We start from the raw sequence: 21,151 nt of genomic DNA on the forward strand, positions 1-21,151 counted from the left end.
GTATAAACTTCCGATGATAGTCGTTATGAGAGTCTTATACTGCAATGATACAGGATTCCTGGAGTAGATTAGCCGTAAAAAAGATAGAAATTTATTTAATTATTTTTAGCGCAGGATTTTTCTGGGATAAGTCGGATATTTGCAAAGGCTACTCTACTCTTGTTACAATCCAAGTAAAATGTAGAGATTTCTGTATTTAGACTCTTAATGATCATGCGTATTTTGCATACTGCAGACTGGCATATCGGACATCGTCTTCATGATAATGAACGATATGATGAACACCAACTGTTTCTGGATTGGTTGTTAACAGTTATAGAAACTTATGAAATAGATCTTTTGATTGTTGCTGGAGATATTTTTGATAATGGATATCCTTCACATGAATCACAAAGCCAGTATTATCAGTTTTTACGTGGTTTGGCTCAGACTAATTGCCGGAACACAATTATAGTTGGAGGGAATCATGATTATCCTGGAACACTGAATGCACCACGGGATATTCTGGAATTGCTTAATATTAAGGTTATAGGAAAGGCATTTCGGGAACTTAAATACCAGATTATTCCTATCCATGATTCACAGAAAAAATTGCAGGCAGTGGTTTGTGCTGTTCCTTATCTACGTGATAAAGATATCCGGCAAGCGATTGTAGGAGAGAGTTATGAGCAGATTGAGGAACGAATTAAGGAAGGTATTATTAAACATTATCAGCAGTTAGCAGAAGAAGTGACTCCTTTTCGTTCTACTAATGTTCCAATTATAGCTACAGGACATTTGTTTGCACTGGGTGGAGAACCTTCGGCTCCCTCTGAAATGAGAGAATGTAGTGAAAAACCCATTCATATTGGTACCCTGGGAAATATTTCGGCTGCTGATTTTCCGACTGTTTTTGATTATATCGCTTTAGGACATTTACATCGGCCACAACGAGTAAATCAGCAGTATCATATTCGTTATTCCGGTTCTCCGCTTCCATTAAGTTTTAGTGAGTTTACAGATAAAAAGACAGTTTTGGTGCTGGAATTTACAGACAATAAACTTATGGAGGTTGTTCCTGTAGAAGTTCCACAATGGAGACGTTTGGTGCGATTTAGAGGTACATTTGAAAAGCTGGAAAAAGATATCAAGGATTTTGATGATTCGGGGCAATTAATGCGTGTCTGGGCAGAAATCAAGGTGGAGCTGGATTACTATGAACCTAATATTGTACAAAAACTTCAGGACCTTATTAAAGATCGTAACATAGATATACTGAAACATCAGGCTATTTATACCCATACACATTTGTCACTGGATGAACAGATTGGTTTGGAAAAGGCTTTGTATGAATTAAGTCCGGAAGAGATCTTTGAGAAAAAATGTGAGAGTGAAAGTCTTGATCCTGAAAAATATCCGGAGATGTTACAGGCGTTTCGGGAATTATTGGAAGATGAAGATCATTCCTGAGTTGACTTGTGTTTCTGCGATTTATTAAAACTTACAGACAACCAGTTTTATTGGTTATCTGAATACCACCTACTGCTTATAATCAACGAATGAAAATTTTAAGTATCCGCCTGAAAAATATTAATTCTCTTAGAGGCGAGCATTATATTCCATTTCATGAAAGCCCAATTGCCGATTCGGGTCTATTTGCTATTGTTGGGCGAACCGGTGCAGGGAAAACATCTATTCTGGATGCTATTACGCTGGCGTTGTATGGTTATGCACCACGATTTGGAATTGATAAAGCAGAGAAGATAATGAGTTATCATACTACGGATTGTTTTGCTGAAGTAGAATTTGAAACCAAAGAAAAACGATACCGTAGCAAGTGGTCATTATGGCGTAGCCGAAACAAGCTGGATGGAGATCTGCAACCTCCAAAAATGGAATTAACTGATCTGGAAACAGATCAGATTATGGAGTCTAAACTGACAGATGTTCGGGAAAGAGTAACTGCTTTGACAGGTTTGGATTACCAGCGTTTTTTGCGGTCTGTAATGCTTGCTCAAGGTGATTTTGCAGCGTTTCTGAAAGCAAAAGAAAGTGATAAAGGTGAACTTTTAGAAAAGATTACAGGGACAGACTTATATACCAGACTTTCACAAAAAGCCTATCAGCGAAAGAAATCAGAGGTAGAGAAGTTAAAAGATTGGGAGCGGAAGCTGGATACCACCTCTTTGCTGACCGAGATACAGCAAGATGAAATTCGTAATAAGCTTGAGATGCTTACCAAGCAAAAGGGAACTTTATCTGAAGAACTTAAACTTTTGGAATCTCAACGACAGTGGCTTGCCCGTATCCAGGAACTGACCGTTCAGCGTAATCACATACAACAACAGATTTCTACACTGGAGTTAGAGAAAACAAACCTCAAACAGGAGTTTCGTAAACTGGAACTACACCAAAAGGCTGTATCCTATCGAACTCCTCTTGCTGAAATTCAAGTGCTTCAGTCTACTATCTATAATATAGAGAAAGATATACGTGAGTTGTATTCAGTTCTGCCTGTTGAAGAAACAGCTACACTGGAGGCTGAACAGGCTTTGGCAAATATTCGTCAATATATCTCCGAATTAAATGCAGAGCAGGAGGTGAGTCTGCCTAGATTGGAAAAAGCTATTTTGCTTGAGAAAGATATTGAAAACTTCCAGCTACGATTCAATGAAATTCAACAGGATTTGACTGAACAGAAAAAAAAGGTTCAGTCAATGAAACCGGTGCAAGACTTTATTGCTATTTCGAATGACAGGAAAGAAATTGAATCGCAAAGCAAAAAAATTGCAGCAGCTATACAGGAAAGAATCCAGACATTACGGGAGTTACTAAAACAGCAGGATAAAGAATCGATCACAAATACTGAGATACAATTGGGCGAAACACTGGAGGTCTGGAATGAGCAGCTGAATCGATCAAAGTACTATCTGGAAGAGTTTCAACTGCTGGAGCAACTGCGACACCAATTCAGGCAAGTAAAAGAAGCCTCAGAACAGAGTGAGAAAGAGATAGAAACTCTACAAATACAGGAAAGTGCTGCCAAAGAGAAAGTAGCCGATTTGAGAAAAATTTATGAGTTGGAACTGAAAATCCAAAACTATGAGAAAGCACGTATATTATTGAAACCTGGCGAAGCATGTCCATTATGTGGCTCCGTACATCATCCCTTTGTAGAGAATGGATATACTCAACAGGTGAATAAGGCTCAGCAGGATATGGAATTCCAGCAGACGATACATGATGAGATGGTAAGGAAAATTCAGTCAATGAAAGAATTACTAAGCCAGAATAAGGGAAATATGTTACTACTGGCCGAACAAGGGAAGAAGGATAAAGAAAAACTAGATAGAATTCGTTTGGAGTATCAGAAAGCTGCAGATTTGCTGGAGAACAAAATAGAGATACAGGATCTGGATTCTATTCAGAGAATGATAAAAAATGTTACAGATGCAAGAATAAGCCTTCGTAGTCAATTACAGATATATGATCAGTTGCAAAGTGAGGTTACTTATCTGGAAGAGAAATATAAGCTCAATCAGCTTTGGTTGCGATTGATAGATGATACAGAACAGCTTGAACGTCTCAAGACAGAACGAAGACGTTTGATAGGAGATAAAGATCCTCAACAAGAAAAGAAACAGCTTGTTCAAAAAATGAAAGTTGCAGAAGATAAGAGGCAAACTGTTGAATATCAGTATAATGAAAAGGTTAATTCTTATAAGGTAAAGACCAGGCAACTAGAAGATAGGGAAAAAATGCTTGAGCATGAAGTGAAGCTTGTTTCACAAAAAGAAGAAAGGTTATTAAAGAATCTGGTGAAAGAGTCTTTTGATAGTATTGAAGCTTTGAGGGAAGTACTACTGGATGAAGAGACTGAAGCTATTCTTCTTAAAAAGAAAGATCAGATAGATACACTGTTGAATCAATTGCATGGGGCTTGGAAGCAAACAGAGAAAACATTAGAAGGTTTAACTAGTGAAGTGCTTACTGAGCAGGACTATACGCAAATACAAACACAGATAACTGCCTCTCAAATTGCCCTTGAACAAGTAATTACTGAACATACATTGCTTTTACAGGCACTTGACAATCACACTAAGACTGCACTGAGAAACAAAGATGTCGAAACTGCTATTCTTAATCAGAAAAAAGAACTGGAAAGATGGTCTGCACTAGACAGTTTGATTGGTTCTGCTGGAGGAGCAGAGTTTAATACCTTCGCACAAGGACTTACACTGGCTCAGTTAGTACATTTGGCTAACCGGTATCTGGATCAGTTAAATCCGCGTTACCAGATTCGCCGTATTCCAAAAACAGATCTGGAATTGGAGATAATAGATCGGGATCAGGCAGATAATATTCGTCCTGTCAAGACGCTTTCCGGGGGAGAAACTTTTCTGGTAAGTCTTGCATTAGCATTAGGGCTATCAGACATAGCAGGACGAAAAACACGTATTGAATCCTTGTTTATTGATGAAGGGTTTGGAACATTAGACCCTCAAGCATTAGATGTTGCTATTACAACCCTAGAAAATCTGCAGGCTACTGGTAAGATGATTGGAATCATCTCACATGTGGAAGCACTAAAAGAAAGAATCACTACACAGGTGCAGGTAGTACGTCAGCCGGGAGGAAATAGCCTTATACGAATTGTAGGATAAAATGTTTACTTTTTACTTAAAAAATCATCAATATATAAGTGATGGATTTGAAGTGACTTTTTGTCTTACTTTTTATCGAAATTATTGCCTGGATGTATAACTTTTTGCACTGAGATATCGTTAAGGTTAATAAATCAGCAGATGTAACTTTTTCTGCTTTTGAAAAGTGAAATGAGAAATATATGGCACGTGTTTTGCCCCAAAAAAGCAAAGAGAGAGAGAATTTGCGAATAGTTTGAAAAAAAAATCTTTTTTGGTTGATGTAAGGAAAGTTAGTGAAAAAGATATATCTTTACTAAACTCCTAACTCTTGCAGGAATACTGAACCGAATTGTACCAGAATTCTATAGTTTGATTCAGCCGGAATGCTGATTAAATGTCAAGTAAGAAAATTACCTAATATAGAGAAGTAAATAGTATATCTATAATTATTATACAAAAGGTTAGTATTACGACTGGTGAGGTGAATCTATAGATATTAAAATGTGGTAATTTCCTCCTACCTTTGGTATAAAGATTGTAAATATATTACTAACCGGCTGATCAGATGCATAACACTTATTTAGAAACCGGCAACACAATCACAAAATCGACCATGGAAACAATTGCAGAGCAATCTATTCTGTTTTTCAATGGATTAACAGAAAATGCAGTCGCTGAAAATGAAAAACAGTTAATGATTCTAAAAGAAATACAACTTTTAGAACAAAAAATTGAAGAAGTAACTAATATACTTTGTAAGGCAACTTTATCTTATATGGTTCGCTTCCAGCTAAAAGATGACTTGGAGTACTATAATGAAATGATTGAGAGAAAGCGACAGCAACTTCAATCCCAGTCAGTCTAATAATCGTATTGGATGTATATATTTACCGAATGTAAAAAGCCCTTTTAAGGGCTTTTTTTTTGAGTATATATTTCCCCAGTCGGGTATTTTATTCGGCAGTGCTAAATGTAGTATGAATAATCAATTAGTTCAGTTTAAATTTTTTTTAAATTATAAAATTTTATATGCATTTTATGTTTAATTTATTCTTGGAAAAATAAAATTTTTCTATATTTGATGGAAAGTATAACCACACCTATAGTTGAAAAAAATAGTATCAATATTTCTACTATATTTACTTCTGTATCATACAGTAGGGTATCATTTATTTTTACACTTTCGTCAGCAAAAAATACGTTCAGAGTTAAGAACTATTCTTCTTACCAATCATCAACCTGAAAAAGATTGGTTTATAGTTTCTGTTCCTATTACCGTATATCATCAAATAGATCGTGACTTTGAACATACGGAAGGTGAATTTGTATACAGAGGAAAAGTCTATGAAAAGGCATTGCAGCGTATCAAAAATGATACATTGTTTCTGTATTGTGTGAATAATAAACAACAGGAACAGGTCAAAAAAGAGCTGTCTGATTATTTGATGAAATATGTGATTGATTCAAAACAGGAGACAAAAAAGCATGCTCATGAGTTAAATAAAGTGTATGAGAAAAGTTATTACCTGTTATCTGAGATAACTTCTTTTAAACATCTGTCTGTAATGCAGATGTTAGATTTTTCGTCCTTCATTAATTTATTTGTTTCCTCTGTAGAAGTCAAAATACCAACACCCCCACCTCGTTATCACTCTATTTGATTTAGGGCAATCTCTTATTGTTTCTCAATTCTTTTGGAGCCTTCTATTACATAGAAAAGGTAAAGGAGTGTCATTCCTTGCCTAATAAAACACTGATACTCTATGTAAAATCAGTGGAGGATTCCTATATACTTACAAATTTTTCAATTACATCTTACCACTTCATATTTATGAACCGTATTCTACTCACTATTAGTGTAACATATATATTTTTTATACTAACTAATCTGAATGTTTTTGGACAAGGATGTGTAGCTGTCAGACACATGAGTTGTTCTGCACCAGCCATGTCATCTTCTGATTTATTTAAGCAAAATCAATATAGTAAGTGGCAGGTTTCTGTGGGATACAGATATTTGCATTCGTTCAGACATTTCAAAGGAACTGAGGAACAAAAAGAGCGTATTGCTAATGGTACTGAGGTAATAAATGATTCCCATTCTTTTGATATCGGTTTGAATTACCAGTTTACAAATCGGTTATCTTTTGCCGTAAATCTCCCTGTAATTATAAACGATAGATCTTCCTTGTATGAGCATTATGGCAATAGTGTAACAGATAATCCCTCACAATCCAGGTTTCATACCAAATCAAATGGGATTGGAGATATGAGGTTATCCGTAAATTACTGGGTATTAAATCCTGATAAACACACAAAGAATAATATCTTATTTGGTGTTGGATTAAAACTGCCTACAGGTAATTCAAATGTTAAAGGAGATTTTCATAAGCTAACAAAAGCAGGCCAGGATAGTATCGTAAATCGAGCTGTAGACCAGTCTATTCAGTTGGGAGATGGTGGAGTAGCATTAAATCTTGAAGTGCAAGGTTACTCGCAATTAGCTTCAAAAACTACACTTTACTATAATGGTTTTTATATGTTCAATTTCCGCGAAACAAATAAAACTCTGAATCGTGGAACTCTCACAGGAGTAGATCCTATTATTGCTTATCACTCAGTGGCAGATCAGTATGCTGCACGAATGGGAATTAATCAAGCTTTTTCTTTCCTGGAAGGATTTTCAGTAATGCTAGGTGGTAGAGTAGAAGGTGTACCTGCTCATGATGTCATTGGTGGGAGTAAGGGGTTCCGTCGGCCCGGATATATTGTTTCAGGAGAGCCTGGGATAGCCTATATGAACAGTAAATATTCACTAACATGTACTGTTCCTGTAGCTCTGGCCCGTAATAGAATTAAGAGCTATTACGATTTACAAGATCCTACCGGAAAACGGCATGGTGATGCTGCTTTTGCAGATTATTTCATTTCTGTGAATGTAACAAGACGTTTCTAAATCAGAGACGTTAGATGTAAGATCAGGAATCATCTTCCAATATATGGATAATGATTCCTGATTTCTTTTATACTGTATGTTGCAACATTAATTGTATATACATATATTTGTGTGAGAAAATCTAATAATTTATGGAATTGGAGAAAGAAATTCAACAACCTCGTTTTCAAAATCAATTTCAGAAACTCATACTAAATATAGTATTCACTGCAAATTGGTTGGATTTGAAGCAAATACAGCTTCTGAAACCATATGATGTATCCCCTCAGCAATATAACATTCTACGAATTTTGAGAGGACAACATCCAAAGGCTGCTACAGTATCATTGCTAACAGAACGCATGTTGGATAAGAGTTCCAATGCTTCCCGTTTGGTTGAAAAGCTAAGAGTAAAAAAATTTCTGGAACGGGAAGAGTGTCCGGAAGATCGGCGTGCTGTCAATGTTAAAATTACAGATAAGGGACTGGAGTTGTTGAAAAAGCTGGATCCCCTTATTGGCGAAGTAGAAAAATCAATGCATATGATCACAGAAGATGAAGCAAAAGCCTTTAATGATTTTCTGGATCAGTTGAGGGACTAACTATTGGTTGACATAGGCAGGTAATTCGGCTAAGATTTTAAGTATACAGTTCAGGATGTATGAAATCAAAACAGACAGTTCTGGTTTTAATGGTTGTATTATTTATTTTGCGGCCTGAACTGTAGTTTTGATATATGGCAAAATCAAATACCTCCAATGCATTGTTTTGGGCTATCATTCTGGTAGGCATTTTTGTGTTAATTGGTAATTGGAAAGACTTTTTCGGAAAGGGGACTTTCGGAGGTGTTTCTTTCCCTAAGGAAGAGAAGAAATCTACTTCAAAGAGAAGCTCTAAAGATAAGGATACGCCATCTGAAGAGGAAGAAGATGAAGCTAACAATGAGGTTGCTGAGCCAGCAGCCGGAACTGACTTTGAGAAACGTGCTGATTTTGTGTACCCTACAGGGCAAAAGGTAGAGGTTATAAAGCATTCTGCCTATGCATTAGGATACTCAGAAAAGTATGAACAACCTGCATGGGTTTCCTATCGCCTTACAAGTAGTATGGTAACGGGCAATAACAAGCGGGAAGATAATTTCAGACCTGATCCGGATGTTTCTACTGGGTCAGCTGTTCCTGAGGATTATCGTGGGTCTGGATATGATAGAGGGCACTTAGCCCCTGTGGCTGATTTCCGTGCTTCGGCAAAATGGATGGATGAGACATTTTTTATGAGTAATATGAGCCCTCAGTTGCATGAGTTCAATGCAGGTATATGGGAGAAGCTTGAATCAAAAGCAAGAGGATGGGCCAGACATAATAAAGTTATTTATATTACTTCTGGCCCTATTTTGAAAAGTGGATTGCCTACAATCGGGCGTTATAATAAAGTGGCCATACCTGAGTATTACTACAAGGTAATATATGACATTCGTGAACCAGAGGTCAAAGCCATCGGTTTCATGTTTCGGAATGAAGGGACTAAAAAACCTCTTCAGAGTTTTGCTATGTCTGTGGATGAGGTAGAACGCCGAACAGGTCTTGACTTCTTTCCTCAATTACCTGATGAATTAGAAAAAAAGCTGGAAGGTTCATTTAATGCAAGCCAATGGTTTGATAAATCTAAAAAGGACAGATAAAGTCTGACCAGACTTTATCTGTCCTTTTTAGATTTATTGAGGCTTAATCGGTACTACTATATCTGTCCGATCCCAGATAAGATGTATGTCTGCTCCAGTTGATTGTGAGTTAATCGTGATGGTGAAATTTTCTGTAGTGCTAGGCAGTGTAGCTGTAGGTACAGATACACGTAAGACGTCTTGTTTCTCATCATAATTGGTTCCCCACTGGCCTGTTTCCTTGTTAAAGATAATAGTCCATTGATTTGGATCAGGAATTGTCCACAAGGTGTAGGTACCCGATGCAAGTGGTTTTCCTGCCACAACAACATCTGGCTCAAATGTTATGGTTGTCGCTTCATTTGCGCCTGTTCTCCATACCTTCCCATAAGGAACCAGTCCTCCAAAAATCTCTCTTCCTTTCTTTTGTGGTTGGGAGTAGCTTACCTTAATTTCCAGATCATCTGTTTTAAAGGTTGTTGTGGTTTGTGGACTATGTGACTTAGTCCAGGTTTTAAATCCCCAGAAAGCAACTCCCAGTACTAGTATGATAATCCCAAGTAGTATAAAAAGTTTCTTCATATTGAGTTATAGATTAAATGATGGATAGTTTGCCAGAGATAGTTGATTAGTAATCTTCACCACGACGATATCTTTCCATAATAGGTTTGAATAACTCTCCTGTAGTAGGTGGAGTGTAGGATATTGCGTTAGCCCCATATTTGATTACCTCTACAATATTTTCGGGTTGTTTACCACTAGTTGCAAGGATCGAAATATCTTTGCTGATACTTCTGATTTTTTTGACAATATCAACCGTTTTGGCAGCGCCTGAAACGTTAAAAATATCCACTCCTGCTCTTAGTCTTGCTTCAAAATCTTCATCCTCAGAAACAACTGTAATCACAATAGGTATTTCCAGTGTTTTTTTTAGTTTTTTAATTAAACTATTGGGGGTAGGTTTATTAAGAACAACTCCCATGGCTCCCTGAAACTCCGCGTCCAAAGCTATTTCTACTGCACGTTCTCCCGTTGTAAGACCTCCTCCAACACCACAAAAAATAGGTTTGTCTGCAGCGAGTATGAGTGCATGTGTAATGATAGGTTGAGGAGTAAACGGGTAGACAGAAATAACAGCATCGGCATTGCAATTACGAATAATCGCAACATCTGTAGAAAAGACAAAAGATCGCAAAAGCTTTCCAAAAATACGTATTCCTGTACATTGTTCTATTTCTTCTGGCAATCGGATTACATTTTTTCGAAGAAAGCCGTTGTATTCGGGTACTTCCTGTTTTTTGGATTTCACAAGTTGTAAAAAAAGGTTTGTATTGATGAAGGTAATATTTCAGTAAAACTACTACAATTCTTTTGTGTAAGGTGATTGGAATAGCTTCTGTCCAAGTATAATTATGTACTTTTGTGACTGTTTTGCCCAAATATAGTTCAATATAGAGACAATTTGTATTCTGTTGAGTTATAGTATAAATAAGTAATCAGTAGTTTCTATTTTATTCTAATTATTTCATGAACCACAAGTCAACTTTCATTTTTGTTTTAACAAATTATTTTATTTTCTATTTCACCTTACCTTCCTTTGCACAGAAAAATTACGAGCCAGGTTATATTGTCACAACTCAAGGTGATACACTCAAAGGTTACATAGATAACAAAGATTGGAGAAAAAATCCGGAAACTATCCATTTTCGAAAAAGTATAGACAGTGACAATACTGTTGAGTATAAACCTGCACAACTTACATCGTTTTATCTGAAAGCAACCAATGAGCAGTATGTGGGGGCAATAGTGGATATGGATCAGCTACCTGTTACAATGGATAAACTAATAGAAGTAGCCACTGATGCAGAATTTTTTAGTAAGGTTATCCCTATCAGAGATACCGTTTTTCTGCGTACACTTGTTAGTGGAGTAGTAAATCTCTATATGTATGAGGATAGTAAAGTTCATTTCTTTGTTCAAAATAAGCATGCCAAAATAGAAGAGCTTGTTTTTCAAAGATACATATTATCAAATGTACGACTTTCAAGACAGTATGATGGATATAAAAAGCAATTAACTACTTATATGACAGGGTGTTCTACTATAGAACAGTCTATAGGTAGAAGTCTCTATCTTGAAAGCGATCTCACAAGGTTATTTGAAAAATACAATAGGTGTGTAGCTCCGGAGATTGTTCAGGTCCAGAAACGGGAAAAAATAAAGTTTACTCCTGGAGTAATAGGTGGATTATCTATAACTAACCTGATATTTGAAGGTAGTTCGGCTTTATATCTGACAAATGTAAATTTTTCATCTTCTACCAAACCTTATCTTGGAGTTTCTCTCAATATTTCACTACCCAGAGGTTTACATGCATGGTCACTATATAATGAATTAGGGTTGAAATCATATCATGTGAATGGAATATATAATGAAGAATCTTCCATAAGCCCTGATTATGCGTGGAATGTTGATTTGAATTTTGCGTATATAAAATTGTCAAATCTTGCCAGATATACCTATCCAAAAGGTTTAGTGAGGCCCTTTATTAATCTAGGAATCTCAAATGCTTTGGCTGTTAAAACAGAGAATAAAGCAATAGAAGAGACTCATGCCAAGCCTGACAAAAATGCTTTGAGTACCCTGAGGAAACATGAACAGGGTTGGATAGGAGGCATTGGCATTTTGATGAAAAAGTGGAGTGTTGAGGCCCGATACGAACAGTCTAATGGTATGAGCAATTATAATGCTATTAGCTCAAAATCAAACTCATATTATTTATTACTAGGTTTCAGATTTTAGCTTTGACATTGTCTTCGCTCTTTAAAATAGTCTAAACTTGCTACGAAGTCTATTCTTGAGCTGCTATAAAAGTATAGCAGATAACATCTTTATTTGGAATAAAGTATGGAAGGATAAATCAGCAAGAGAGAAAAATCTTCGAAACATTTATCTCTTGCTGATTTATAGAATAAATTAAAGGGAAAAAATAAAAAGTACCATTTGTGCTTCTTATTGTATATGAAAGTTTAAAATAAATCTCTTTTTTGCACCGATTTACTATCTCTGTAATTTACTATGCGTAATGAATTTATTGCCTTTTCAATTATCTCTGTAGTTTTGATTGGAGGTGTTGCCTGGTGGTTATGGCATCCATTAGCTTACACCTATATTGTGTTGCTTCCTGTCATTGGGATAGGTTTCTATGATATGTTTCAGACACGTCAGGCTATCAAGCGTAATTTCCCTATTTTAGGAAGAGGACGATACATTTTTGAAAGCCTGCGCCCGAAACTATATCAGTACTTTATAGAGTCTGATACGGACGGAACCCCATTTAGCCGTACTCATAGATCTATTGTTTACCAAAGAGCTAAAAAAGAGCTAGATACAACTCCTTTTGGAACACAATTAAATGTATATGATGAAGGGTATGAATGGATGGCTCATTCCATTGCTGCATTGGATAAAAAATTACTGAACCATGATCCCAGAGTGCTTGTGGGTGGTCCTGCTTGCAAACAACCTTATTCGTTGAGTATATTCAATGTTTCTGCTATGAGTTTTGGCTCATTGAGTAAGGCTGCTATAATGGCACTTAATGGAGGCGCAAAGATAGGTGGCTTTGCGCACAATACAGGAGAAGGAGGCATTAGCCCTTATCATATTGAGATGGGAGGAGACTTGATTTATCAGGTAGGAACTGGCTACTTTGGTTGCCGGGCCGACGATGGAAATTTCTCTCCTGAGCGCTTTAAAGTTTCTGCTGCGTATCCAAATGTGAAAATGATTGAGTTAAAACTTTCACAAGGAGCTAAGCCTGGTCATGGTGGTATATTGCCTGCTGCTAAAAATACACCGGAAATTGCAGCCATACGGGGAGTAAAACCCCACACTCAGGTAGATTCACCTCCCTATCATCGTGCATTTACTAACCCTCTGGGTTTGCTGAAATTAATTCAGCAGATGCGGGAATTGTCAGATGGCAAACCTGTTGGATTTAAACTGTGTATAGGCCACAAACATGAATTCGTAGCTATTTGCAAGGCCATGATCGAAACAGGCATCACACCGGATTTTATTACAGTAGATGGTGGAGAGGGGGGAACAGGAGCAGCGCCACTGGAATTTTCGAATTATGTGGGAATGCCATTCAAAGAAGCCTTGGCGTTTGTGTATGATACCTTAATGGGATTTGACCTGAAGAAGCATATTACGATTCTGGCTGCAGGTAAAGTAATCAGTGGATTTGATATGGTACGGGCTATGGCCTTGGGTGCAGATGCCTGTTATAGTGCTCGTGCTATGATGATGGCATTGGGTTGTATTCAGGCTTTGGAATGTAATAATAACAAATGTCCTACAGGAGTTGCTACACAAGATCCCGAATTAGTTAAAGGTTTAGTGGTAGAGAATAAACAAGTACGTGTTGCCAACTACCATCAGCTCACAGTAGAAAGTTTCGTTGAGTTAATGGCTGCTGCCGGATTAAAAGAACCTTCACAGATTACCCGCAGACATTTGAGCAGGCGAGTATTTATGAATCTGGTAAAGCGGTATGACGAAATCTATCCTTATGTGCCGAAAGGGAGCCTTTTAGATATAGATACCTGTCCTCAGGACTATGCAGAACTAATGAGATATACAAATACGGATAGTTTTGCCATGCAGTAAGTAGGTAGTCGCTGATCTGGAAACTCTTCTGTTTTAGAAGGATTCTAATGCCTGTAGTATTTATTTTTGGCTTAAAGTATGTTTAAAAAGTATTCTATTCGTTAGAAAGTAATAGAATACTTTTTTATTTTCGCTAAACTTGCTCTTGATGAGCAGATAAGAGGAATCGGCCAGTTTTGGTATGTATCAGACTAATGCCATTTTTTCAGACTTAGCTATCAAAACTTCTTTACTTTATGCGCACACTGACCAACCTAAACGATCCCATTTTTATACCTAAAGACAATTATACTCTATTGGATCGCTTTTTTCTTCGGCTTCTGGCTGATGAGAGAAATCTTCCTTTTGCTTACCTGACTTTAAACATCAGTTTAACTTTGATACCTGTTGGCATTTTGCTTTTTATGCCATTTATTACAGGGTGGGTATGGTGGAGTCTGGTAGTTGTTTATTACTATTTTTGTCATATCAGGTACAAAGGTCCTTTTGGATTAATGCTGCATTGTGTTAGCCATCGGCCTTTGTTTAAGAAAGAATATAACTGGCTTAATCATTATCTTCCTTGGGTAGTTGCTCCTTTTTTTGGACAGTCTCCTGAAACGTATTTTAGTCACCATATTGGTATGCACCATTCTGAAAACAATCTGGAAGACGATAAAAGTAGTACGATGTTTTATCAGCGGGATAGTCTTCGTAGTTTCCTTAAATATCTGGCTAACTTTTTATTCTTGGGGATATTTGAACTGGTTGACTATTTCAAACAGAAAAAGCGCCGGAGTCTGATGCGTAGGGCTATTACAGGAGAGGCTGTGTTTTTTATTTTGTGTATTGGGCTTTGGTTTGTGCGCTGGCAGGCTGTGGTTGTAGTATTTATCATACCTTTTCTGGTAACCCGTATTATTCAAATGATAGGAAACTGGACACAACATGCATTTCTGGATGCGGCTGATCCGGGTAATCCTTTCAAAAATAGTGTGACTTGTATTAATACCAAATACAATAAAAAATGCTGGAATGATGGCTATCATGCGAGTCATCATTTTCGCCCTGCTATGCACTGGACTGAGCACCCCACATTTTTCCTGAAAAACCTGGATAAATATTCGGCTAATCAAGCTATTGTCTTTGAAAATATTGAGTTTCTGGGGATTTTCTCATTGCTGATGAGAAAACGATATGACAAACTAGCAACATACTTTGTAAATGTAAATAATGCATTTTCTTCTGATGATGAAGTAATAGCACTCTTAAAGGAAAGAACACAACGAATACCTCTTCCTGTCAGTGCATAGGAAATCGGATATATTGCTTTTTGAAGACTGTATTAAGTGATTAATACAGTCTTTATTTTTTATTAAGAAGTGGTTTTGTATACATCAACCTTTCTCAAATTGCTGTACTAAACAGATCTTCCATTGCAGGACTACTAAGTGCTGTCTGGTTTATTTTGTTCGTTCCAAAGAGTTCAATATCTTTACCTCTACTATTGTAAACAAGAAAGGAGAAGCTACTAACCGCTTCTCCTTTCTTGTTTACAATAGTTCTGGGACTAAGTATTAAGCTATTTCATTCACCATTTCCAGAACCTCTTCAATATATTCACGATTATTGGATAATCTAGGTACTTTGTGTTGACCTCCCAACTTTCCTCTTTTCTTCATCCAGTTATAAAATGTACCTTCAGGCAGGCTGTGTACAATTGGCATTTGTAATGCCATATCCTGATAGCGTTTGGCATCGTAATCTGAATTGATGCTACGAAGTGTGTCATCTAAAATCTTTGTGAATTTTTCCAGATCTTCAGGCTCTTTTTCAAACTCTATAGCCCATTCATGTCCGCCTTTCCCTGTTTCTGTCATATAGACAGGAGCAGCGGTAAAGTTTCGGATCAGGGCATCTGTTGCTTCGCTTGCTTTTGTGATGGCAGCTTCTGCATTTTCGATAATTACTTCTTCTCCAAAGGCATTAATAAAATGTTTTACTCGTCCTGTGATACGTATACGATACGGATTTACAGTAGTGAACTTGACTGTATCGCCAATCAGATAACGCCACAGTCCTGCATTGGTAGAAATAACCATTGCATAGTTCTTATTTAATTCTACCTGGCTTAGAGTAAGTGCTTTGGGATACGGATTTTCAATTTCTTCCAGTGGAATAAATTCGTAGAAGACTCCATAATCCAGCATAAGCAGCATGTCATTTGATCCTAAGCGATCCTGAATACCAAAAAAGCCCTCAGAAGCATTGTAAAGCTCCAGGTAACTCATGGACGCCGAAGATACTAGTTCTTTATTAAATAAATCCCGGTAAGGATCAAAGGCCACTGCTCCATGAGCAAACAGTTCCAGATTTGGCCATACCTCCAGAATGTTCTTTTTACCTTTTAACTCTAATATACGACGTATCAGCACAATGGTCCAGGTGGGAACGCCCAAAATACTGGTCACATTCTCATCCATAGTCACTTGAGCCATCCGTTCAATTTTCTCTTCCCATTCATTCATCAGAGCGATGTCCAAACCAGGAGTACGAATAAACTGAGCCCAGATAGGCAGGTTTTTCATGATAACAGCTGACACATCTCCATAGAATGATTCAGGATTACGTTCGTTGGTTTGATAACTACCTCCAATAGACAATCCTTTTCCCATAAATACTTTGGTGTCAGGTTTGTTATTGACAAAGATGGTCATCATATCTTTACCACCTTTAAAGTGGCAGGCTTCCAGTGCTTCCTGAGAAACAGGTATGAATTTACTACGGGCATTGGTGGTCCCTGAAGACTTGGCAAACCATGTAATTTCAGAAGGCCATAAAAGATTTTGCTCTCCACGCATCAATCGTTCAATATACGGATACAAATCCTCATAGGACGATACAGGTACACGTTGCTGAAAATCTTCGATAGAATGAATAGAATCATAATCATATTTCTGACCCCACTCCGTATCTCGAGCCTGATTTATCAGATTGACAAACTGTTCCTGCTGGGTATCATGGGGATACATCATGAAAAGCTCTATCTGACTGATACGCTTTTTCATAATCCAGGTAAGAATGCTGTTGAATAGTTCCATGGGTTGTAATGAATTGCTTGCTTTACAGAGGCGAATACTAGTGTTGCTCAGTGTCTTGTTACTTCCTGAATAGAAATAAAGAAACTTACCAAAGTACTAAAAAAATATTCTATTTCCCAAACCGATCTGTATTGAATGATTTGTATAGGAAAACGGATGAAAGACTGCGTTTTTACAAAGAAAATGGATTTCAAAGGCACAAAATAGCTTTGAAATCCATTTTACTAACTATAAACGATAGGTATTTATTATTTAGGCTGTTTGTTTATTCCATATGTCAGCATACTCTTCCGGGTGTCTTTTGAATTGTGCATGCACATACGGGCATAAAGGAATCACTTGCAGATTATTTTCGCGAACATAGGCTACCATGGTGTCAAGTAATTGTTTGGCATAACCCTTTCCGGATTCTGCAGGATCTACTTCTGTATGGTAAACAGTAAGATTTGTTCCGGAAATGCTAATGACCATTTCTCCGATTTTTTTGCCCTCATCATATAAATTAAAGGAACCGTGTTTGCGCTCGTTCAGTTCTAACTTTATTTCTGCCATAGTATATAGATTTTGTGGTGTGTTACGATTAAAAGGTTGTTATTGTTTATGATAACCCGGATCAAGCTGTTGCTGATACTCCGGATGCTTTTTGATAAACTCTGTTACAAATGGGCAATAGACCATCACAGGCTTATGATGCTTCTGGGCATACGCAAATGCGCCTTTGGCCAATGCACTGGCAATACCTTTTCCTTCCAATGCCTTAGGAACTGTTGTATGCATAAAGGCAATGCTGTCCTTATAGAAACGATACGACATAGAGGCTATCTCACCATCGACTTCTATTTCAAACTGCATGTTTGTTTCGTTATTTCGAATAGAATAGGCTGTGTCAGACATAGTGAGACTGGGTTAAATACTGTTATCCTCTTCCAGTACAGTATGAATATGAATAGGATGTGTTAATATTTTGTGAATAGAGCAACGGTCTCCTATCTCCAGCAACCGTTGCTTTTGTTCGTCTGTCAGGTTACCTGTCAGGCGGATACTACTTTGCATAGAGGTGGTATTTAGATGAGTGTCACGTAACAGTGTTACCTGCACATCTGCATGTTCCAGTGGCCATTGTTTACGATCTGCATACATGCGGAGGGTAATGGTTATACAGGCAGCCAGAGAGGCACATAACAACTCACCTGGAGAAAATCCTGTGTTCATACCACCCACATCCATTGGCTCGTCGGCCATGATCTGGTTGTTGCTGCCAGACTGAATGGTGGTTGAGAAATGATCTTTTCTGATCTGTGCTTTGACAATATTCATCAGCAGTGGGTAAATAAATGAAAATCAATAATCCAGTGTACCAAATAATCCGTTCTTATAATCTTCTATGGCCTGATCTACCTCTGCCATTGTCGTCATGACAAAGTTATCTTTTGCTGCAACAGGTTCGTCGATAGGTTCACCTGACAAGAAGAGAATGATAGCATCTGTATGGGCAGTCAAAGAAAATACATCTCCTTCCTTTTCAAAAATAATAAGGTTATGTTTATCTATAGTGGTTGTATCATCGATCAGTATACTACCATACATGATATATACCAAAGTCCAGTACCCGCTTACAACAGGAATCTGGATTGTTTTGCCTGCCCGTATTGTGCCCATGGCGGAAGTAATAGGCGTGTAAGAAATGGTGATAGGACCTGTCTGATTATCCAGTGTACCACTAACCAGCCTGATATCAATACCTTCTTCTTCAAAGATAGGTGGCATTGCTTCTTTCGCGGCATATTGGTAACGAGGCTCATCCCATTTATGTGAAACCGGAACATTGATCCATAACTGTACCATTTCATTAGTACCTCCATTGTGATGGATGTGTTCTGATGGACCCTCACTATGCAGAATGCCTTTGCCTGCAAACATCCACTGCACATCGCCTGCATTCAGTATCTGGTCATTACCTGTACTGTCTTTATGATGAAACTGTCCTTGCAAAATATAGCTAACTGGTGCAAAACCTCTGTGTGGATGAGGATGAATGCGATTCTCAGAGCCTGGTGGAATGGTGTCAGGTCCTCCATGATGTAAAAGGATAAAAGGGCTGGCAAACCGGAAATCTTTGTGTGGTAGTGGTTGTAATACTTTTTCTGTAGGAGTAATCAGCTTCTCTCTTCCCAAAAGTATGTGGGCTATTTTTTTCATTATGGTGTGTGGTTAAAAATAGAATTAGTCAATTGGTTCTGTTTGGGTTTTGAATATAGGTGTGTAATACATACAATCCAAACTTGTAGTATCTGCTATATTTCCTTTGTCAATTTAATGATTTCATAACACAACTCTTGGAGAAGGATGGCAAAGGATGCTTTAGTTTTGCTTTTTTATTGCATGGAATCGACTTACCTCAATGAGTTGTTTGATAGAATGCGCCAGGGAGATCGCCTTGCGCTTGATAAGTTGTATGGGCATTTCTACCATCGACTGTGTGACTTTGCCTGCCAGATTGTAAAGAGTCCTGATCTGGCAGAAGAAGTGGTTTCGGATGTGTTTTTGCTATTGTGGCAGAAACGAGAGTCTTTAACTATTCAAACAACGTTGAGGGCTTACCTGTATAGTATGGTTCGAAATCAGGCGCTGCTTTATGTCCGGAAAGAGAACATATATCAGCCGTTAGCTGATGAATTTGAAAATACACAAGCCGAGTATTATAATCCGCTGGAAGCTCTGTTGTTCCATGAACTGGATTTTCACATTGACTCACTGATCAATCAATTGCCTGAGCCCGATCGGCTTATCCTGCGTTTAAAACTTTCCGGGCTAAAATATGCTGAAATTGCACAAGCCATGGAATTATCCGAAAAAACAATTGAATACCGATTGTCTAAATCTATTGATTTTCTCCGGAAGACCTATCAAAAGAGCAAATAACCGCTCTCGAATCTGCATTTACCCTGATTGCAGATAACATTTTCTTAATGATTTCTTAACCTGTTTTCTCAGGGGAAGGACCTTCTTTTTCTCTCATAGGTGTGAATAAACAATTATGTGGAAAGAAGAAAATTTTGAAAGACTGCTCAGATACTGGCATGGGAAGAGTTCTCCAAAAGAGGAAGTCGAAATTCGCCAGTGGCTTGCCAGTGAACCCGAGAGTGAAGCTTTGTTTGACGCTCTTAAAGACTATTTTGAAACCATCAGACTAGAGGAAACAACCTATGACGTTTCTGATAAAGGCTATAAACGTTTGTCAGATAAAATAACAGATTGGGAAGAATCTGTCAGGGTTGAAACTGATTCTGTGTCTGTGACTAAAGATGCTACTCAGAAAGCAATGAAATCTGTAAGCAGGAAGCTCTCATACAAAAAGATACTGGCTTTGGCTGCTGTACTAGCAGGATTTGTATTTGGCGGACTCTACATATGGAAAATAGGAGCACAGGCTTCTGAACAGGAAAAAGTTGTCTGGATGAAGAAAGAAACAGGCCGGAAACAGCAGGAAAAAGTTGCTCTGCCAGATGGGAGCATGGTATATCTGAATGTCGAAAGTCGCATAAAGTACAATACAAACTCCTTTGCTCAGGAGAGAACTATATACCTGGAAGGAGAAGCTTTTTTTGAAGTGACACCTGATAAGAAAAGGCCCTTTCGTGTGGTGACTTCATCGCTAACTACACAGGTGCTGGGTACATCCTTTAATGTGCAGGCTTATCGTAACTCAATGGGAAGCAATTACGGCTCTACCCATGTAACTGTGGCTACCGGAAAGGTGCGGGTTGTAGATAGTGTACAAGCTGAATTAGAGCAATTACTTCCGGGTGATGAACTGATTTATGATAATACTCACCATTCCGTTCAGACTCGCAAAGTAGATCTGTCAACTATACGTAGCTGGCAAAATAAACGTCTGATATTCAGAGATACACCTATTGCCGAGATTGTAGCTCAACTGGAGCGGTGGTATGATGTATCTATTGTGATTGACAATCCGGCTTTGTATTCCTGTCATTTTACAGCCACCTTCAACCAGCTAACATTGCAACAAACATTGGAACTATTATCTATTACTACAAACCTCAGTTATCAGCAGAATGGAAAAACAATAACGCTTAGAGGAAACGCGTGTCAATAAGAAGACCGGATCTGCTGGAACAGATCCGGCTTCGAAAGAAACGCGGCTGGCTAATCA

General features: G+C 37.8%; 19 protein-coding genes. 12 read left to right on the top strand and 7 right to left on the bottom strand.

Features of this window, described 5'->3' with window-relative positions:
* Nucleotides 1-213 precede the first annotated feature (213 nt).
* From QNI22_RS00385 to QNI22_RS00415, 7 genes are all read left to right on the top strand, one after another.
* Complete coding sequence (locus tag QNI22_RS00385; protein ID WP_314508613.1) at nucleotides 214-1,449, top strand: exonuclease SbcCD subunit D C-terminal domain-containing protein; 1,236 nt, start codon at nucleotides 214-216, stop codon at nucleotides 1,447-1,449.
* An 89-nt stretch (nucleotides 1,450-1,538) separates the two neighbouring features.
* The gene (locus QNI22_RS00390; protein WP_314508614.1) at nucleotides 1,539-4,643 is read left to right on the top strand and encodes an AAA family ATPase; all 3,105 of its coding nucleotides are present in this window, start codon (nucleotides 1,539-1,541) and stop codon (nucleotides 4,641-4,643) included.
* Between the two features lie 595 nt (nucleotides 4,644-5,238).
* Nucleotides 5,239-5,490: a hypothetical protein gene (locus QNI22_RS00395; protein ID WP_314508615.1), complete on the top strand. Its 252-nt coding sequence runs from the start codon at nucleotides 5,239-5,241 to the stop codon at nucleotides 5,488-5,490.
* A 241-nt stretch (nucleotides 5,491-5,731) separates the two neighbouring features.
* Nucleotides 5,732-6,286, top strand: coding sequence for a hypothetical protein (locus QNI22_RS00400; protein WP_314508616.1), 555 nt, complete (start codon nucleotides 5,732-5,734; stop codon nucleotides 6,284-6,286).
* 170 nt (nucleotides 6,287-6,456) lie between these two features.
* Nucleotides 6,457-7,581 (top strand): hypothetical protein, encoded by a 1,125-nt coding sequence (locus QNI22_RS00405; protein ID WP_314508617.1) that lies wholly within the window; start codon nucleotides 6,457-6,459, stop codon nucleotides 7,579-7,581.
* 131 nt (nucleotides 7,582-7,712) lie between these two features.
* Nucleotides 7,713-8,162, top strand: coding sequence for a MarR family winged helix-turn-helix transcriptional regulator (locus tag QNI22_RS00410; RefSeq protein ID WP_313985896.1), 450 nt, complete (start codon nucleotides 7,713-7,715; stop codon nucleotides 8,160-8,162).
* Nucleotides 8,163-8,296: 134 nt separating this feature from the next.
* Nucleotides 8,297-9,241 (top strand): DNA/RNA non-specific endonuclease, encoded by a 945-nt coding sequence (locus tag QNI22_RS00415; protein WP_314508618.1) that lies wholly within the window; start codon nucleotides 8,297-8,299, stop codon nucleotides 9,239-9,241.
* A 33-nt stretch (nucleotides 9,242-9,274) separates the two neighbouring features.
* Here the strand turns inward: QNI22_RS00415 and QNI22_RS00420 are convergent, their stop codons facing one another.
* Both QNI22_RS00420 and QNI22_RS00425 read right to left on the bottom strand, forming a co-directional pair.
* Nucleotides 9,275-9,802 (bottom strand): DUF2911 domain-containing protein, encoded by a 528-nt coding sequence (locus QNI22_RS00420; protein WP_314508619.1) that lies wholly within the window; start codon nucleotides 9,800-9,802, stop codon nucleotides 9,275-9,277.
* Nucleotides 9,803-9,848: 46 nt separating this feature from the next.
* Entirely contained in the window at nucleotides 9,849-10,529 is a 681-nt protein-coding gene (locus QNI22_RS00425; RefSeq protein ID WP_313985905.1) for a beta/alpha barrel domain-containing protein, read from the bottom strand.
* Between the two features lie 218 nt (nucleotides 10,530-10,747).
* Between QNI22_RS00425 and QNI22_RS00430 the strand changes: the two genes are divergently transcribed.
* From QNI22_RS00430 to QNI22_RS00440, 3 genes are all read left to right on the top strand, one after another.
* On the top strand, nucleotides 10,748-12,022 hold the full coding sequence (locus QNI22_RS00430) for an outer membrane beta-barrel protein (RefSeq protein ID WP_314508620.1): 1,275 nt from the start codon (nucleotides 10,748-10,750) through the stop codon (nucleotides 12,020-12,022).
* A 276-nt stretch (nucleotides 12,023-12,298) separates the two neighbouring features.
* Nucleotides 12,299-13,894 (top strand): FMN-binding glutamate synthase family protein, encoded by a 1,596-nt coding sequence (locus tag QNI22_RS00435; RefSeq protein WP_314508621.1) that lies wholly within the window; start codon nucleotides 12,299-12,301, stop codon nucleotides 13,892-13,894.
* A 236-nt stretch (nucleotides 13,895-14,130) separates the two neighbouring features.
* Nucleotides 14,131-15,186, top strand: a complete 1,056-nt coding sequence (locus tag QNI22_RS00440) for a fatty acid desaturase family protein (protein WP_314508623.1) — start codon at nucleotides 14,131-14,133, stop codon at nucleotides 15,184-15,186.
* Nucleotides 15,187-15,450: 264 nt separating this feature from the next.
* On the opposite strand, the gene QNI22_RS00445 is transcribed toward QNI22_RS00440, so the two are convergent.
* From QNI22_RS00445 to QNI22_RS00465, 5 genes are all read right to left on the bottom strand, one after another.
* Nucleotides 15,451-16,974 carry a GH3 auxin-responsive promoter family protein gene (locus QNI22_RS00445; RefSeq protein WP_314508624.1) on the bottom strand — a complete coding sequence of 508 codons (1,524 nt, stop codon included), beginning with the start codon at nucleotides 16,972-16,974 and terminating at the stop codon, nucleotides 15,451-15,453.
* Nucleotides 16,975-17,226: 252 nt separating this feature from the next.
* Complete coding sequence (locus QNI22_RS00450) at nucleotides 17,227-17,526, bottom strand: GNAT family N-acetyltransferase (protein WP_314508625.1); 300 nt, start codon at nucleotides 17,524-17,526, stop codon at nucleotides 17,227-17,229.
* 39 nt (nucleotides 17,527-17,565) lie between these two features.
* The gene (locus QNI22_RS00455) at nucleotides 17,566-17,868 is read right to left on the bottom strand and encodes a GNAT family N-acetyltransferase (protein ID WP_314508626.1); all 303 of its coding nucleotides are present in this window, start codon (nucleotides 17,866-17,868) and stop codon (nucleotides 17,566-17,568) included.
* A 12-nt stretch (nucleotides 17,869-17,880) separates the two neighbouring features.
* The gene (locus QNI22_RS00460; RefSeq protein WP_314508627.1) at nucleotides 17,881-18,291 is read right to left on the bottom strand and encodes an OsmC family protein; all 411 of its coding nucleotides are present in this window, start codon (nucleotides 18,289-18,291) and stop codon (nucleotides 17,881-17,883) included.
* A gap of 24 nt (nucleotides 18,292-18,315) precedes the next feature.
* The gene (locus QNI22_RS00465; RefSeq protein ID WP_314508628.1) at nucleotides 18,316-19,173 is read right to left on the bottom strand and encodes a pirin family protein; all 858 of its coding nucleotides are present in this window, start codon (nucleotides 19,171-19,173) and stop codon (nucleotides 18,316-18,318) included.
* A 183-nt stretch (nucleotides 19,174-19,356) separates the two neighbouring features.
* Between QNI22_RS00465 and QNI22_RS00470 the strand changes: the two genes are divergently transcribed.
* Together QNI22_RS00470 and QNI22_RS00475 are read left to right on the top strand one after the other, a co-directional pair.
* Nucleotides 19,357-19,896: an RNA polymerase sigma-70 factor gene (locus tag QNI22_RS00470; RefSeq protein WP_314508629.1), complete on the top strand. Its 540-nt coding sequence runs from the start codon at nucleotides 19,357-19,359 to the stop codon at nucleotides 19,894-19,896.
* A 115-nt stretch (nucleotides 19,897-20,011) separates the two neighbouring features.
* Nucleotides 20,012-21,094 (top strand): FecR family protein, encoded by a 1,083-nt coding sequence (locus tag QNI22_RS00475; RefSeq protein ID WP_314508630.1) that lies wholly within the window; start codon nucleotides 20,012-20,014, stop codon nucleotides 21,092-21,094.
* Nucleotides 21,095-21,151: the final 57 nt, after the last annotated feature.

The sequence above is a fragment of the Xanthocytophaga agilis genome (genome assembly GCF_030068605.1).
In the GTDB taxonomy this organism is placed as follows: Bacteria; Bacteroidota; Bacteroidia; order Cytophagales; family 172606-1; genus Xanthocytophaga; species Xanthocytophaga agilis.